14 protein-coding genes and 1 tRNA gene are annotated in these 15,872 nt (G+C 59.1%); 8 read left to right on the top strand and 7 right to left on the bottom strand.

What is annotated here, in order from left to right; translation table 11 throughout:
* Complete coding sequence (locus tag FPZ52_RS18830; protein ID WP_168201236.1) at positions 1-162, bottom strand: hypothetical protein; 162 nt, start codon at positions 160-162, stop codon at positions 1-3.
* 151 nt (positions 163-313) lie between these two features.
* On the opposite strand from FPZ52_RS18830, the gene FPZ52_RS00455 reads away from it, so the two are divergent.
* From FPZ52_RS00455 to FPZ52_RS00440, 4 genes are all read left to right on the top strand, one after another.
* A tRNA-Thr gene (locus FPZ52_RS00455) sits at positions 314-388 on the top strand.
* Between the two features lie 984 nt (positions 389-1,372).
* A complete protein-coding gene (locus FPZ52_RS00450; RefSeq protein ID WP_240804368.1) occupies positions 1,373-1,849 on the top strand; it encodes an ImuA family protein in 477 nt (158 codons plus the stop codon).
* Positions 1,764-3,218, top strand: a complete 1,455-nt coding sequence (locus FPZ52_RS00445; protein WP_146362671.1) for a Y-family DNA polymerase — start codon at positions 1,764-1,766, stop codon at positions 3,216-3,218. The genes FPZ52_RS00450 and FPZ52_RS00445 overlap by 86 nt, the downstream gene beginning before the upstream one ends.
* The gene (locus tag FPZ52_RS00440; RefSeq protein WP_146362669.1) at positions 3,215-6,580 is read left to right on the top strand and encodes an error-prone DNA polymerase; all 3,366 of its coding nucleotides are present in this window, start codon (positions 3,215-3,217) and stop codon (positions 6,578-6,580) included. The genes FPZ52_RS00445 and FPZ52_RS00440 overlap by 4 nt, the downstream gene beginning before the upstream one ends.
* Positions 6,581-7,083: 503 nt before the next feature.
* Here the strand turns inward: FPZ52_RS00440 and FPZ52_RS00435 are convergent.
* Genes FPZ52_RS00435 through FPZ52_RS00410 form a run of 6 tightly spaced genes read right to left on the bottom strand, consistent with a single transcriptional unit; the run spans position 7,084 to position 11,870 of the window.
* Positions 7,084-7,947, bottom strand: coding sequence for a TonB family protein (locus FPZ52_RS00435; RefSeq protein WP_146362667.1), 864 nt, complete (start codon positions 7,945-7,947; stop codon positions 7,084-7,086).
* On the bottom strand, positions 7,944-8,327 hold the full coding sequence (locus FPZ52_RS00430; RefSeq protein WP_146362665.1) for an ExbD/TolR family protein: 384 nt from the start codon (positions 8,325-8,327) through the stop codon (positions 7,944-7,946). Before FPZ52_RS00430 ends, FPZ52_RS00435 begins: the two co-directional genes overlap by 4 nt.
* Positions 8,324-8,653 carry a biopolymer transporter ExbD gene (locus FPZ52_RS00425; protein WP_338052793.1) on the bottom strand — a complete coding sequence of 110 codons (330 nt, stop codon included), beginning with the start codon at positions 8,651-8,653 and terminating at the stop codon, positions 8,324-8,326. The genes FPZ52_RS00430 and FPZ52_RS00425 overlap by 4 nt, the downstream gene beginning before the upstream one ends.
* A gap of 28 nt (positions 8,654-8,681) precedes the next feature.
* Positions 8,682-9,371: a MotA/TolQ/ExbB proton channel family protein gene (locus FPZ52_RS00420; protein WP_146362663.1), complete on the bottom strand. Its 690-nt coding sequence runs from the start codon at positions 9,369-9,371 to the stop codon at positions 8,682-8,684.
* Entirely contained in the window at positions 9,368-9,811 is a 444-nt protein-coding gene (locus tag FPZ52_RS00415; RefSeq protein WP_146362661.1) for a hypothetical protein, read from the bottom strand. Before FPZ52_RS00415 ends, FPZ52_RS00420 begins: the two co-directional genes overlap by 4 nt.
* 7 nt (positions 9,812-9,818) lie before the next feature.
* The gene (locus FPZ52_RS00410) at positions 9,819-11,870 is read right to left on the bottom strand and encodes a TonB-dependent receptor domain-containing protein (protein WP_240804367.1); all 2,052 of its coding nucleotides are present in this window, start codon (positions 11,868-11,870) and stop codon (positions 9,819-9,821) included.
* A 208-nt stretch (positions 11,871-12,078) separates the two neighbouring features.
* Between FPZ52_RS00410 and FPZ52_RS00405 the strand changes: the two genes are divergently transcribed.
* From FPZ52_RS00405 to FPZ52_RS00390, 4 genes are read left to right on the top strand one after another with little or no spacing between them, the layout of a single operon-like run.
* Positions 12,079-13,128 (top strand): hemin-degrading factor, encoded by a 1,050-nt coding sequence (locus FPZ52_RS00405; protein ID WP_146362659.1) that lies wholly within the window; start codon positions 12,079-12,081, stop codon positions 13,126-13,128.
* Positions 13,128-13,991 carry a heme/hemin ABC transporter substrate-binding protein gene (locus FPZ52_RS00400; RefSeq protein WP_146362657.1) on the top strand — a complete coding sequence of 288 codons (864 nt, stop codon included), beginning with the start codon at positions 13,128-13,130 and terminating at the stop codon, positions 13,989-13,991. The genes FPZ52_RS00405 and FPZ52_RS00400 overlap by 1 nt, the downstream gene beginning before the upstream one ends.
* Positions 13,984-15,054 (top strand): FecCD family ABC transporter permease, encoded by a 1,071-nt coding sequence (locus FPZ52_RS00395; protein WP_146362655.1) that lies wholly within the window; start codon positions 13,984-13,986, stop codon positions 15,052-15,054. The genes FPZ52_RS00400 and FPZ52_RS00395 overlap by 8 nt, the downstream gene beginning before the upstream one ends.
* A gap of 2 nt (positions 15,055-15,056) precedes the next feature.
* Positions 15,057-15,830: a heme ABC transporter ATP-binding protein gene (locus FPZ52_RS00390; RefSeq protein WP_146362653.1), complete on the top strand. Its 774-nt coding sequence runs from the start codon at positions 15,057-15,059 to the stop codon at positions 15,828-15,830.
* The last annotated feature ends 42 nt before the right edge of the window (positions 15,831-15,872 follow it).

Raw genomic sequence — 15,872 nt, 5'->3', positions numbered from 1 at the left:
TCAGTCTTCCTTCCGCCCGCTCGTTTGGTCATCCGGTTTGGCATTGCGAACCCGTGCCTGCGCCTTGCGCTTGGCCAGATTCGCCTTCAACGCGGATTTCAGCCGATCTTTCCGCGAAGTCGGCTCGCTGCGCTTGTTTTTCTGCCTCGGATCACCTGCCATGAGAAGTTCCATAAACCAGCACAACGCGCTGGTCCAGAACGGCGCGCACTGACAACAACGTGTCACGCGGATTTCGCCGAAAAACGCCCTTGCACCCCCACCATGTTCAGAGTATCAGCCCTGCCACACGCGGAGCGCCCGTGTTCCAGATGCTGCCGTAGCTCAGGGGTAGAGCACTCCCTTGGTAAGGGAGAGGTCGAGAGTTCAAATCTCTCCGGCAGCACCAGAAAAATCACTTTAATACCATATGATTGCACGCACCATGCGCGCCTAAGCGTTTCTCGTTCCGATACGTGCGCTGCATCTCGGCTGCATTGACCGATGTGACATCGCACAAGGAAAGATGCGAGATGGCGATGCTCAACAAGCAACCAGACGGTAAGTTGCAAGCAACGGTCCGACGTTGCAGCAAATCAGAAAGCAAGTCGCGCTAAAACGCGCCGACGCTGTAAAATGATCGCGTGGTGCTGAGATACAGGCTGAACGCGGAGAACTAAATCAGCGCGAACACGCGACCTTAGCAGACGCCTTGATGCTGTGATGCGGTACTGTTGTCCCGACACATCGCAGCGGAGTGAATTAGACCGCAAGCATCGAAACAATTTTGCGTCGAGACCAGCGGTTCACCAATACAACACTTAACGACCTGACTGCAAAGCAGGTGTCAAAATGACGCGACAAGCGATTGACCAAGCAGCACCAGTCGCACCACACGCTCGCGGACCTCGGGAGAATATTTGTTTGTTGCCTTGCTCATTGTGGCTTCATACTACTCAGGAGTTGAAGCCTCCGGCAAAACCGGCGCGGTTCAGTGGCAATAGAAACCGCAATGCGACGTGTGAGCTATTGGCTACACGATTTACGGCACGAAGTAATAAATAGACTTGTCGAACGTAGGATGTCACTTGTCGAGGTGCGGCAGGTCGGTGGCCATCCTGCGCCGCAAATGCGTCTTCTTTGAATGCAACGCGAAGGAGCAGCGATCCGCATACGACAAGTGCGTGATCTCGAGCCCCGAAGGGCGGGCTGTCCTAAAGCAACAGCGCTGTAGTTTATACAAATGTACGCTATAAGGATCAGGTCAAGGAACTATTCTGCTCTGAGTATTGTGCTGAAACTCGCAACTTCCACTTATCCCCTTCGTCCTGCGCGCGTTCACGAAGCCTGCGGTTCTGCAGCTGTCAGCTTTGTACTGCGAACGGCAGAGGTAATGAATACCGACTTGCTTTGGGTGTGCCCCCGATGGCGTACTGAACAAATCAATCCGCTGGGATTTGATGTGTATGACCCTTCAAGGTTGTTGATAGCACATACCAAAGATCAGACCGAGACGCTTGCCGTGGCGGAGGAAGCGCTGCGAGACGGCGCCATTTCTATGGTCGTGATTGACATTACCGCGCCGCTGAACCTTACCGCTGGCCGACGATTGCAACTGGCAGCAAAGGCAGGGGACACGGTCGGCTTATGTCTGATCCCTGACGGCATGGGCAGCAATGCGGCCGAGACACGCTGGCACTGTGTACCCGTATTCGACGCGCGTGACTCGACTCTGCAGCGCTGGGAACTTATAAAGAACAAATCGGGAACATTGGGGGCCTGGTATGTTCGATGGGATGCAAAAACGCGTCGTATCAATGTGGTTCCCCCGGCTCGCGAGCGACCGGGTTCTACGGATACGCCAGATTAGCGGACCTTTTGCCCTGACGCTCAAGGAACACAACGCAAACCGGCTGTATTGCCTCAACGAGACAGCCGAGCGGCAGGGATTGTATCGAGGGATGAGTTTCTCTGATGCTCGAGCCTTCTGTCCTGATCTGATCAGCGCAACCGCCCGCCCTGATCTTGAGGCACGGTTTCTAGCCAGTCTGCGCCGCTGGGCCATGCGATGGTGCCCCTGGGTTGGAATTGAGGGAAATGATGGTCTGGTTCTGGACATTACCGGTTCGGCACATCTGTTCGGTGGCGAAGCGGAAATGCTGGATATAATGCGTTCTCGGCTGATCCACACCGGATTATCGGTGCGGATCGGCTTAGGCGATACGCGCGGAGCGGCCTGGGCACGAGCACATTACGGCGAAGGCGCGGCACTGGCCGATCTGCCGGTGGCAGCACTGCGACTGGATGAGGGCACCGTCACCGGCCTGAAACGCATGGGACTGCGGACCATCGGCCAGTTGTCCGATACCCCACGTGCACCTTTGGCCCGCCGTTTCGGGTCGGAGCTTCTCATGCGGTTGGACCAGGCCTTAGGGGCGCAACCAGAACAAATCTGTCCCGTGGTTGAACCGCCCCACTACGGTGTACGCTTGTCTCTGCCCGAACCGATTGGGCTGGAGGCCGATGTCATGGCCGCCATTGCGCGCCTGCTGGAGCGGCTGTGCAACAAGCTGGCAAAACAGCAGGCTGGTGCACGAGTGCTGTGCCTGACGCTCCGGCGGGTGGATGCTGCTGCTCAGGATGTTGAACTGCGTCTGGCACGCCCAATGCGTAATGCGAGATCAATTCTGTCATTGTTTCAGCGTGGTGTGACAGATGTAGATGCGGGTTTTGGTATCGATCAGATACGGCTGGAAGCAGTGCAGGTCGAATCGCTGCCCGCCAGGCAAATCACCCATATCGGTACGCGCAATCCCGACCGGCGAGATGATCTGATTTCGCGCATCGGCACACGGATCGGACTGGAAAACGTACATCGTTTCCTACCCGCCGATAGCCATATCCCCGAACGCGCCTTCATCATCGCACCCGCCGCTTATTCGCAGCCAGAAAGCGGCTGGGTCAGCCTGCATCCCCGGCCCGTGCTGATTTTTCCTCCAGAACCGATTGTCGCTACAGGCAACCGCCCCCCAACCCACTTCCGCTGGAGGCGTACGGAACTGACCACCGGTCGTACCACAGGACCAGAACGTATCGCGCCGGAATGGTGGCTGGACGATCCAAACTGGCACCGGGGCTTGCGCGATTACTGGCGGGTTGAAACGCGGCAGGGACGACGGTTGTGGATGTTCTATACCCCGCAAAATCCTGGCTGGTTTGTGCAAGGCGAATTCGCATGATCCCGAGTCCCCGCAACCATCCGCATGCCCAGTCACCCCACACGCCCGATCTGCATAGTCGCTATGCCGAGCTTTGCGTAGCCACGAATTTCACCTTTCTGACGGGTGCCTCGCATCCCGAAGAGCTGGTCACCCGCGCCGCTGGGCTTGGACTGGCCGCCATCGCTATCACTGACCGAAATTCTCTGGCTGGTGTGGTCCGAGCCTATCGCGCACTGCAAATTCTGACAGAAAAGGCTGAGGATAGCATCCGCATCTGCTCACAACACAAAGTAGACAGTTGTTCGCGGCAGGAAATCGGCACTCCGCAGGATATCCCAAGACCTCATGTTCCACATCTGCCAAAACTGATCGTTGGTTGCCGACTTGTCCTGCGCGACAGCGCAGTCGAGTGGGTGGCTCTGCCCACTGACAAGCCCGCCTATCAGCGGTTGACGCAACTTCTTACGCTGGGCAAGCGACGCGCTGGCAAAGGGGGGTGCCACCTCGATCTAGCGGATATTCTAGACGGGTGCGACGGCATGATCCTGATCGCCCTGCCTGCTGGCAAGTTGCATGAAGCTGCCGACGCCATCGCTCAGGTCCGGCGCCGCTACCCCGGTCATGTCTTTACCGGTGCCGCACCGCGTTATGACGGGCTTGACCAAGACTGGCTAAACCGCTGCGCCTGTCTGGCAAGCCGGACATGCGCGCCGATGGTAGCGGTGGGCGATGTTCTGATGCACCGCGCGAGCCGTCGGCAATTGGCCGATGTGTTGGCCTGCATGCGGCTGGGTTGCACCATCGACCAGATCGGCCGCAACGCCCTGCCCAATGCCGAGCGCCGCCTGAAAGGCGCGGTGGATATGGAGCGGGTGTTTAGCAATTACCCCGCTGCGCTGCGCCGCACGGTCGAAATTGCCAATCGCTGTGCCTTTGATCTTGGGCAGCTTAGCTATGACTACCCGGATGAGATTTCAGATAACGAAACGCCCATGTCCCGATTAACCCGGCTGGCTGAAGAAGGGATGACTCGGCGCTATCCCAATGGTCCACCCGAGCGGGCACGCAAATTGATGGCCAAGGAGCTGGCCGTGGTAGAGGAACTGAACTTCCCCGCCTATTTCCTCACCGTCCATGATATTATCCAATACGCTCGGTCGCAGGACATATTATGCCAGGGGCGTGGCTCAGCGGCCAATTCGATCCTCTGCTACCTCTTGGGCATAACCGATGTGGCCCCCGAGATGATCGGCATGGTGTTCGAGCGATTTGTATCGCGCCACCGCGGCGAGCCACCGGACATCGACGTGGATTTCGAACATGAGCGCCGTGAAGAGGTAATCCAGTGGATTTACGCCAAGTATGGCCGCCATCGCGCCGGTCTTTGCGCCACGGTTATCCATTTCCGGTCCCGCGCAGCGATCCGCGAGGTCGGCAAGGTAATGGGGCTGTCACAGGATGTGACCGCCGGGCTGTCGGGTCAAATCTGGGGTTCTTCCAGCGATAGCCCAAACCTAGATCGCATCCGCGAGCTGGGGCTTGATCCGCGCGACCGGCGGTTGATGCAGACCCTGCGGTTGATCGGCGAGATCATCGGCTTTCCACGCCATCTGTCGCAGCATGTCGGTGGCTTCGTCATCACAAAGGGTCGGCTGGATGAACTTGTCCCGATCGAGAATGCAGCAATGGAGAATCGTACTGTCATCGAATGGGACAAGGACGATATCGACACACTGAAAATCCTCAAGATCGATGTGCTGGGGCTCGGCATGCTGACTTGTATTCGCAAAGCTTTCGAGCTGCTGGAGACACATGAGCGTCTGCCCCTGACGTTGGCCACCGTCCCCTCCGAGGACCGCGCCACCTACGAGATGCTGCAGGTCGCTGATGCGGTGGGCGTTTTTCAGGTCGAAAGCCGGGCGCAAATGAATTTTCTGCCCCGAATGAAACCCAATGAATTCTATGACTTGGTGATTGAGGTAGCCATCGTCCGCCCGGGCCCGATCCAGGGCGGCATGGTCCAGCCCTATATCCGTCGCCGTCAGGGCTTGGAAAGCCCTGAACCTTTTGGGCCTGCGTTGGAAGAGGTCACACGCCGCACGCTTGGTGTACCACTGTTTCAGGAACAGGCCCTACAAATCGCCGAGGTCGGCGCAGGCTACACCGCTGAAGAAGCCGACAAGTTGCGCCGTTCGCTGGCCAGTTTCCGGCGCATGGGTACGATTGGCGAGCACCGGGACAAGTTCATCTCGGGTATGATGGCCAATGGCTATAGTGAAGACGTCTCGGCACGCTGTTTTGGCCAGATCGAAGGCTTTGCTGATTACGGCTTTCCGGAAAGCCACGCGGCGGCCTTTGCACTGCTGGTCTATGTATCGGCCTGGCTGAAACGTCACCATCCCGCGATTTTTGCCTGCGCATTGCTGAACAGTCAGCCGATGGGGTTTTATGCACCGGCCCAAATCGTCCGTGATGCGCGCGAACATCACGTCGAGATCCGTCCGATCTGCGTCAATCACAGTGCATGGAACAATACGCTGGAACGCCGGGTTGACGGTACGCTGTCCCTGCGGCTCGGCTTCCGGCAGATCAGGGGATTCCGTCAGGAAGACGCCGAATGGATCGCTGCCGCGCGAGGCAATGGTTATCGCGATCCGGAAGCGATCTGGTTGCGTGCAGGCGTCGGGCCCGCCGTGTTGGAAAGACTCGCAGAGGCCGACGCTTTCACGGGCATGGGTCTTAATCGCCGTGATGCGCTGTGGCAGGTTCGCGCAATCCACGCACCTTCTACCCCGCCACTTTTCAATGACCCCGTTGATGGCGAAACAATCAACGAACCGGCCGTCTCTTTGCCTCAGATGCATCTGGGCGAAGAGGTAGTCGAGGACTACGTCGCCACTCGTCTAACTCTGCGCGCCCATCCGATGGAACTTCTGCGCCCTTTCATGCCCGGCCTGACTCGCCATGATGCGTTGGTCAGCGCCCCATTGCGCCGCACAGCAGTCTGCGGCCTCGTCATCACCCGCCAACGCCCAGGCACGGCATCGGGCGTGGTCTTTCTGACTCTGGAGGATGAAACCGGCGTGTCAAATATCGTCGTTTGGCGGAAGGTGTTCGAACAGAATCGTCGCGCAGTAATGGGCGGACGGCTTTTGCGTGTTACCGGAACAGTGCAACGCGAAGGCATCGTCGTTCACCTGATCGCTGAAGTGATCGAGGATGTTTCACACCGGCTGTCCGACTTGGGCCATCCGCTACCTGACACCATCGTGCAAACCACCGCAAAAACCGACAACGCCCCACGTTCCTTGCCATCTCCCCGCGCGATGCACCCGCGTGATCAGGCGAAGCGGCTATTTCCGAGCCGGGATTTTCATTGAAAGAATACAGCGCAGGTATGGGTAGGCATTGTTGCAGCGGTCTGCCTGATGATGCGATTCACTCTCTGAACCCATGAAGTTGAGAGGCTTGCATGAGCAAGCCCGACCCTGTCCGCTACCGTAGGGCGAACCGCAAAACCTATACCGATACCCTGAAGCGGCGCGAGTCGCCGCTGATCTGGCTGGACAAGGAGATGGTTTGACTCGTTCCCAAGGTCGGTCGTAGCGGCCGTTCGTGGCAAGAAGACACCCCTGCAGCCGAGATCCGCAACGACATACTGCGGACCTCAAACGGTTGGACCGGGCGATCTGGAAACGAAGGTCCGCCTATCACATCCAAAGCAGGGCTGCAGCGACAATGCGAGGCCTGAACTCAACCGGGAAAGCGACAAACTCGTTCAATGGCTGAGTTCAGCAACAACGCCACGACGGAGCATGAAGAACCTCGCCTTTCGCTACAATCCGACCAGATTCGAGAAAACGCGACAGTCCCCGCTAGACACCTAGCTTGGGCTTTCGACCGTGACGGAATGACGCGTCGTCTGCCCGCTCGGGTTTGGAGGAAATGGAGCGGACCTTTGAACGTGACGCAGCGCGGTTCTGTCGACACGCTCAGAGCCGGAGCTTCGAAGGACCGCCACACTCAGAAGCTGTCCTTCGGCCCCGATGGAAAAACCGATGACCGCCGTTCCGCGTTGGCCTGCACGCTCCCGACGAGTACGCTGGATTTGCCTCATGACCAGACCGCTGTAATTGGCATTTGCGCCGTTGCCCGATTGCCTCGCCGTTTTGAGCGGACCGGACGCGGCGGCGGCAGCTGACTTTGTCCCATCTGCTGCACCTTTGCGGGCGGATTGGCTTGCATTTCCGCTTGGCTTTGAAGGCTGCGGGGCAGCCTGTTCTGCCGGCCGTCGACGGGCAACCTGTGGCGGCTCGGGCTTGCGGCTCGGCGTAGGTGAGCTCTCCAGCACCCGCGCATCCTCTGCAACGGGCCGCATCATCTGTGGCTCGATCGATGCGTTTTGCCGCGGTATCTGAACTTGCGCCGCAAGACCCGCCCTGACCGGCTTGGCCGCAACTGTTTGGTTGGAGACCGTCGTTGACACAGGCGCTGCCGTTTTCGCGACGGGTTGCGTTACTGGTGAAACGGCAGATGTTTTCGTCTTCGAGGTTGTCGGCGGTGCAACAGGCGACACGGTTCCGGCAGCCATATCCGCGAAAGAGTTGCCAAGCAGTGCGACCTCCGCTCCGCCACCGGAGATCTGAACTTCCGGCCCCTGCGATGGCTGCCAACCGAATATGGCCATGTGAACACCCACCGATGCAACAGCCGCGAGGACGGCAGAGGCGGGGCTGCGCAGGATCATGGTCCACCCCGCTGTGCGATCAGGACAATCCGCTTCGCGCCAAGCTCTTGCGCTTCGGCCGAAATCTCGACCAACCGCTTGGCTGATCCCGCACGATCCGGCATGACGCGCAAGACCTTGCCGTCCAGCGCCTCTAGGTGATCGGCCAGCGAGACGGATTGGCCTTGATAGTTGAGCTCCCCTTGGGCATCCAAGGTCAGTGCGTCGGGAGGTTGCGACGGGTCGATCTGATCAAGTGAGACAAGCCGCAAGTCCTGCTTGATCGCGGGGGCGACCGTTCCCGCGATCAGGAAGAAGATCAGCATCAGGAAAACGACATTGATCAACGGGATGGTGGATTCCGCCGACCGCTTTTGCGGAGCTTTCCGGAACAGGCTCATTGCAGCACCCGATAGCTCAAGTCCGGCACAGCACGCACAACGGCCAGCACATCGACAAGGCGCTGCGCGGTCACATCATCCGATAGTCCAATTAGCACGCTTCCCGCATCTTGCAGACTATCCGGCAACCTCTCCGGCACGACAACCTGACCATTGAGTGTCGTGCCTTCGACGGACAAACGCAGGAACACGGGCTGCCCTTCCGTGGCACTCGTTCCGGTATTGGCGACACTCAACTCGATCTCGCCAAACTTTGTGAAGGTCGAGGTCAGCATGAAGAACAGCAACAGCAGGAAGATCACGTCGATCAGGGACGTCATCGACATGCGCCTGCGCCGAAACCCCGATCTCGTTTCACGTGGCACGGGCCGCCTTCAGCGCCGTCACCGCGCTGGCCTCCGCCTTGATCGCTTCGGCGGGTGCAAGAATGGTTTGAATCGCGCGGTCCAGGAAGATGCGCTCCCGCGCGACACGGCTTTCAAACCACGTTAAGAACAGCGCGGACGGTATCGCAACCGCCAAGCCGACAGCAGTGGTCAAAAGGGCGACCCAAATGCCTCCCGCCAGGACCGACGGATCAACCGATTGGCCCGCATCCTGCAAGGCACGAAATGCGTCGATCATCCCGAGCACCGTGCCGAACAGACCCAGCAGCGGGGCAACTTGTGCAATGGAGTCGAGAATGCGGAACCCGCTTTCGAGCCGCGATAACTCGGTTTCTGCGTCGGCTTCGAGCTTGCCCAGCACGTCAGAGCTTTGGATCTGTCGCTTAGCGGCAGACATCGACGCAATAATAACCGACTGAACATAGCTTCTCGCCTCTCGCGCGATACCTTCCGCAACCGCGCGATCGCCGGCTTGCCACCTGTCCAGCGCGACCTCCAGCCGGCGATGGCACCCGACACCGCCGACGGCATATTGCCAGAATTTGTACAGGACAACGGCCCCTGCAATGACGGACAGCAGCAGCAACAGGGCAACCACCGGGCCACCAAGACCGACGAGATGTGCAAGTGTAGCGCGCGCCGCGTCAAAACTGATCATCCCGCGACCTCCACCTCGGTTCGTGTCTCAACCGTCAGAGATACGCCACACTCTTGGTCCGTCGCACCCGCAACCGTGCAGGTCTCGACACCATTGAACAGCACCTGTTGCAGGTCGGCGCAGGCCAGCCCTGACAGGTCGAACTGCCGGACACGGGGCTTGCCCGATGGTAAATCCTCGAAATCAAACAGTGTCAGCGCATGCACCTGCCCGTCACGGTTGAACAGAACCGTCTCGATGACCAACTGCTCGACATTTGCGTCCAGTCGGCTCTGCGCAAGGAAGGTCAGGCGGCACATGCCGCCCTCCTGTTCTTCTGTCTGATTCAGTTCGATGGAAATGCCCCCACCACCGCTCTCTGCCATACCCGCTGTCGCGGTGGACAGGGCCAAACCTGCGCTGGCAATGGTCGAAAGGATCGAATGGCTGCGTTGGCTCATCGGGAACCTACCAGTTCAACTGCTTGGACAGCGTCAACTTGAAATTCCGTCCACGCCCGTTATCACCGCTCAGGTTGTTCTGATAGGTTGCGTCAAAAGCGTTCTCGACAGCGAAGGCCACTTCATAACCTTCCAGCGCGCCATCCCGCGGCGCCCAGTTCACGAACAGATCCTGCGTGTTGTAGGCATCATAGCGCACGTCAGACACTTCGATGCTGTCCGCGAAGAAGCCGCGCCAGCCATAGGTCAGGCCACGCTCTTCGTTCCGGGCTCCCACCGTAAGTGCCAGCGTGTCAGCTGGAATCGAGGTCAGCGTTTCGCCTGTCGCCTTGTCTTCGCCCCGGGTGTAATTATAGGCAAACCGGCTGAACATTGCGCCCATGTCATAATAGGCCTCAACCTCGACCCCTTTGATTTCAGCTTCGTCGATGTTGACGTAGTAGGCCACCGGGACATTCTGACCGCGAGCAGGGTTCGTGCTGATCAGATTGTCCAACTCGTTCCAGTAGCCGGTAGTCTTGAACTGGAACTGGTCGTTGTCGTTGAGCAACCCTGCCTTCTGGTATGTAAAGCCAAGCTCGTAGTTGTTCGAGGTTTCCTTATCCAGATTGACACTTGCATATCGCCCGCCGGGATACTGGGGGTCTCCTGCGCTGGTGGAATAAAGTTCGTCCAGCGTCGGAATCCGTTCGGTGCGTGCGACCGACCCGAAGACCGAGAAACTGTCATTGAACTTGTATAGCGCGGCCAGCTTTGGCGAAACCGCCGTGTCATCGACATTCTTGCCATTGAGTACATCATCGCTCGGTGACAGCTTGACCACGTCGACGCGAACACCGGGAATGATAGTCAGGCGGTCGTTGAGCGTGAATTCATCCTGCGCATAGAAGCCGACGCGACGGTCTTCGCCTTCAGGATGGAACCCGATGGGGCCGGTATCGGCATCGGCAATGCGGTCCTGATGGCTGATCTGCATCCCGAAGGTAAAGAAGTTTTCCCAATTGTCGCCGTAAGCCTCCACCGTATTATCGGCCTTCAACGCCACGGTCTTGTAGCCATAGTCCGTATCAGCCCAGAGTGGCGAGGCGAATGACGGCATTGACGCATCATCCTGCTTGATGCGCGTGTTCGAGTAGGACAACGCCAGATCCAGATCCCACCAGGGGTTATCCAGCCCCGGATCCTCGTAGGACAGAACCACGGTGTCGTCGACGATTTCGCGGTCAATGGTTCCGAAAGCGGAAAGCGTGCCCGTCTGAGAATACTCTGCGTCATCCGCATTGCTTTGCCAGCGGGTGTAGGACAGGCGCAGGGCTTTTTCATTGTCCTCGCCGAACCAGAAGGTTCCCTTGGCCAACCCCGACCACGCATCGAAATCACTGCCGGGCACCTCATCTCCGCTGCCATCTTCGTAGCTGCCGATAGTGCGGTAGTTCAGCGCAGCAAGGAACTCGGTCGATGCGCTCGGGCGTGTCGCCCAGATAACCGATCCCAGACCGCCGTTACCGTTGGAATCATATCCCGCGCGGAACCGCAAAGCGTTGCTGTCATCTACGCCCAGAAAATCAGAGGCATCTTTCGTCGTGAAGTTGATCACGCCGCCCAATGCACCCGCGCCATACAGCGTGGAAGACGCTGGCCCACGCAGGATTTCGACCTGCTTGTAAAGCTCCGGTTCGCTGAAGAACGACCCGACGCGATACTGTTCGTAGAATTTCGGCGTGCCATCGACATTGACGATGATCTTGGATTCATCTGCTGCCCCCAGATCCCCGATACCGCGGATGTTGAACGAAAGACCGGCCGCGCGGTCCGACCCAATGGCCTGAACGCCGGGCACCTCGTCAAAGATGTCCGCCAACGTAGTTGCCTGTGCCTCGTCAAGTTCTTCCTGATCGATGACCGTCACAGCCTGTGGCGTGTCAATCGCCACCTTTTCCACGCCTGCGCCCAGCACGATGCGTCCAAGCGGTGTGTAGCTGTCAGCGTCCTGCGCGAAGGTCGGTGCCCCGCCCAGCCCGATCAGCGTCGATGTTCCCAATAGCCATGCACGGCTCATTCGTCCCCTAATCAACTCGCACCCTTTCCAAACTCTGTGCTTTGCGGCTGGCGGACGGGCTGGCGCATTGGTCCGGCAACTTTTTCAGTGCCGTTTCGGTCCTGCTATTGATCTCGATGTTTTTTGTCAACTATAAGATAGGTAAAAGCCAAGCCCTCGCCGACTGTCCGGGCCCAGCCAGGTTCATCTGTGAAGGAATGCGAGAAAAATGAGCAACACATCCCCAAGCGCAGCCGAGATCCGACTAGCCAGGCAGGAAAACCCGAAGGCGCGCGAGCGTGATCTGTCAGAATCGCTTGGCATCACCGAGGCACAGCTTGTTGCCGCACATGTGGGACACGGCGCGACAGCGGTCACTGCCAACCCGGATCAGTTGATCGCGGCGGCTGAACGGCTGGGCGAGGTCATGGCACTGACGCGCACATTGAGCGTCGTGCATGAAAAGGTGGGAACTTACGCGAACTACCGTTCCGGACCGCATGCCTCGGCGGTCATTGCAGAAGAAATCGACCTGCGCCTGTTTCCGAAGCATTGGTGTCATGCCTTTGCCGTCGAAAAAGAGGGCGAGGACAGTCCACGTCGCAGCCTGCAGATTTTCGACGCCGCAGGCGATGCGGTTCACAAGATCCACCTGCGCAATACATCGAACCACGATCTGTGGGATGACATTATCGCAAACCTGAAATCCGACGCCCAATTCGACACGCTGGCCGTGCAGCCGCGTCAGGCACCGGAGGGGCCCAAGTCTAACCATGACAAGCTCGATATCCTACGGGACGAATGGAACCGGATGAGCGACACGCATCAGTTCCTGCGTTTGACCAGCAAGCTGAAGATGAACCGCTTGGGCGCCTACCGCATCGCGGGCGAACCTTTCGTGCGCGCGCTGGCGCCAGGCTGCATTCCAACGATGATGGACCGCATTTCTGAAAGCGGCACACCCGTGATGATCTTCGTCGGCAATCGTGGCTGCATCCAGATCCATTCGGGCCCGATTGAAAAAATCGTGCCGATGGGACCATGGCTGAACGTGATGGACCCACGCTTCAACCTGCATCTGCGCGCCGACCATGTGGCTGAAGTCTGGGCGGTCGAAAAGCCCACGCAACGCGGTCCTGCGATCTCGGTGGAGGCTTTCGATAAGCACGGCACGTTAATCATGCAGGTTTTCGGCGTTCGCAAGCAGGACAAGGATTTCGTTCCGCAGTGGCGTGAAATCATGAACAGCCTGCCCTCGCTTGAGCCGGAGGCTGTTTGATGCGCATGCTCGCCAGCCTTTACATTGCCGCGATGGTCGCAGTCCCCGCGTGGGCGCAAGAAAACTACCCTGACGCCAGCCGGATCGTGTCAGTGGGCGGATCGGTCACAGAAATCATTTACGCACTCGGCGCACAGGACCGGGTGATCGCGCGGGATACCACCTCCAACTTCCCACCGGAAGTCACAGAGCTACCGGATGTTGGCTATATCCGTTCGCTATCGCCAGAGGGCGCGTTGTCGGTCGAGCCCGACCTGATCCTTGCCGAGGAGGGGGCAGGCCCACCCGAAGCCGTCGATCTTCTGAAAGAGGCGGGCATTCCCTATGCCGAAATGCCGGAAGCCTTCACCGCAGAAGGTGTCGCCCGGAAAATAGAAGCGGTCGGTCAGACCATCGGCTTGGCCACAGAAAGTCAGGCACTGGCCGACACGTTCCGCGAAGATATGGCGGTGGTGGCCAATCGCACAGACGCGATCGACAGCCCCAAACGCGTTCTGTTCATCCTGTCCATGCAGGGTGGTAGGATTATGGCGAGCGGCGCGGACACCGGAGCCGACGGCATGATCCGCCTGGCCGGCGCGGTGAACGCCGTGAGCGGGTTTTCAGGCTACAAGCCACTGACCGACGAGGCAATTTCCGCTGCCAGCCCCGATGTCATCCTAATGATGGACCGTGGTGGCGATCACGGCGGGACGGTAGATCAGGTCGTCAGTCACCCGGCGATTTCGGTGACTCCGGCGGGAAAAACCGGCGCTGTCATCCGGATGGACGGGCTCTACCTTCTGGGCTTTGGTCCGCGCACCGCGGACGCCGCTGCGCAATTGCATGATGCCATCTATGGTGATGCCAATGGAAATGGCTGACGCAGCACCCCGCGCAGCCCGGCCGGCCGGAGACCGCGAAGGGCGCGCGCGGCGCGCGCTGATCTGCCTGCTGGCCCTGCTGGTCCTCACCTGCCTGTTCAGCCTGTCCTATGGCGCGGCGAGCACATCACTTGGCACGGTGATCGGCAAACTGCTGCGCGGCGATCCCTTGAGCATGACTGAGCGCGTTATCCTGTTCGACATCCGGCTGCCACGCTTGCTGATGGGCATCCTGGTTGGTGCCTCGCTGGCCGTGTCAGGTGCCGTGATGCAGGGGTTGTTCCGCAACCCGCTGGCCGACCCCGGACTGGTGGGCGTTTCAGCAGGCGCGGGCTTCGGCGCGATTACCGCCATTGTGCTTGGCGGGCTTCTGCCTGCATCGCTTTCGGCTGTGGCCGGATACTACGCCGTCCCGATCGCCGCCTTTGTCGGAGGATGGCTGTCGACCATGCTGCTCTACCGCGTTGCGACACGGCGGGGACAGACATCGGTGGCGACGATGCTTCTGGCAGGCATCGCGCTCGGCGCATTGACAGGTGCGCTGTCGGGCGTTCTGGTTTACATCGCGGACGACCAGCAACTACGAGACCTGACCTTTTGGGGCCTTGGGTCACTTGCAGGTGCGAGTTGGACAAAAGTCGCCGTATCCGCACCGATCATCATGTTCGCCTTGGCAACAGCCCCGTTCCTTGCTCGCAGTCTGAACGGTCTTGCACTTGGCGAAGCCGCGGCGGCACATATGGGTATCGCCGTCCAGAAAATGAAAAACATCGCCATCCTAAGCGTGGCCGCTGCCGTTGGATCGGCGGTTGCGGTCAGCGGCGGCATCGGTTTTGTGGGCATTGTCGTACCACATTTGTTGCGCCTTCTGATCGGACCGGATCACCGGTTCCTGCTGCCCGCCTCTGCCCTGCTGGGCGCGGTGCTGCTGATCCTGGCGGACGTCATCAGCCGTACGATCATCGCGCCAGCGGAACTTCCCATCGGGATCGTGACCGCAACAATCGGTGGGCCATTCTTCCTTTGGATTTTGCTGCGCAACCGTGCTGTATTGGATTTGTGACCATGCTGGACGCCAGAAACATCACCGTGACACTGGGCCGGCGCGAAATCCTGCACAGTGTCGATTTTGCAGCGCAGGCCGGTGAACTAACGGTCATCATCGGGCCGAACGGTTCGGGCAAAACCACCTTGATGCGTGCTCTGACGGGCGAAATTGATTTCGACGGGACCATCACGCTCAACGGGCGCGACATCAGGCGACAGCTACCCTGGAAACTGGCAGCCGTCCGTGGGGTCCTGCCGCAATCTACACCGTTGTCATTCCCGTTCACCGTTCTGGAAATCGTGCGGCTGGGCCTGCATGCCTCACCCGATGCTGAACGCAACCGATTGCCGGTGACCGCATTGGACGCGGTCGGGCTGTCGGGCTTTGAGGGGCGCTTCTATCAGGAGCTGTCGGGCGGCGAACAACAACGTGTACAACTTGCACGCGTGCTCTGTCAGGTATGGTCCCCTGTCTGCGAAGATGGGCCCCGCTGGCTGTTTCTGGACGAGCCGGTCTCGAGTCTCGATATCGGCCATCAACTTATGATCATGCGGCTCGCCAAGGATTATGCACGACGCGGCGGCGGGGTCGTCGCAGTCATGCACGACCTGAACATGACAGCACTGCATGCCGACCGACTGGCGTTGATATCCGAGGGGCACATCATCGCACATGGCTCTCCCGACGCGGTGTTGACCGATCACAATCTGCAATCCGCTTACCATTGCGTCCTGCGGGTCAACACCACGCCGCAAAACGGACTATACGTTCTGCCTCATTCAGCTGCCTGAACGCGATAGAGGCAAAACGACAACAGACCCGTACCCTCATGC

The organism is Qingshengfaniella alkalisoli (assembly GCF_007855645.1).
In the GTDB taxonomy this organism is placed as follows: Bacteria; Pseudomonadota; Alphaproteobacteria; order Rhodobacterales; family Rhodobacteraceae; genus Qingshengfaniella; species Qingshengfaniella alkalisoli.
This window is presented reverse-complemented; position numbering and strand designations above follow the sequence as displayed.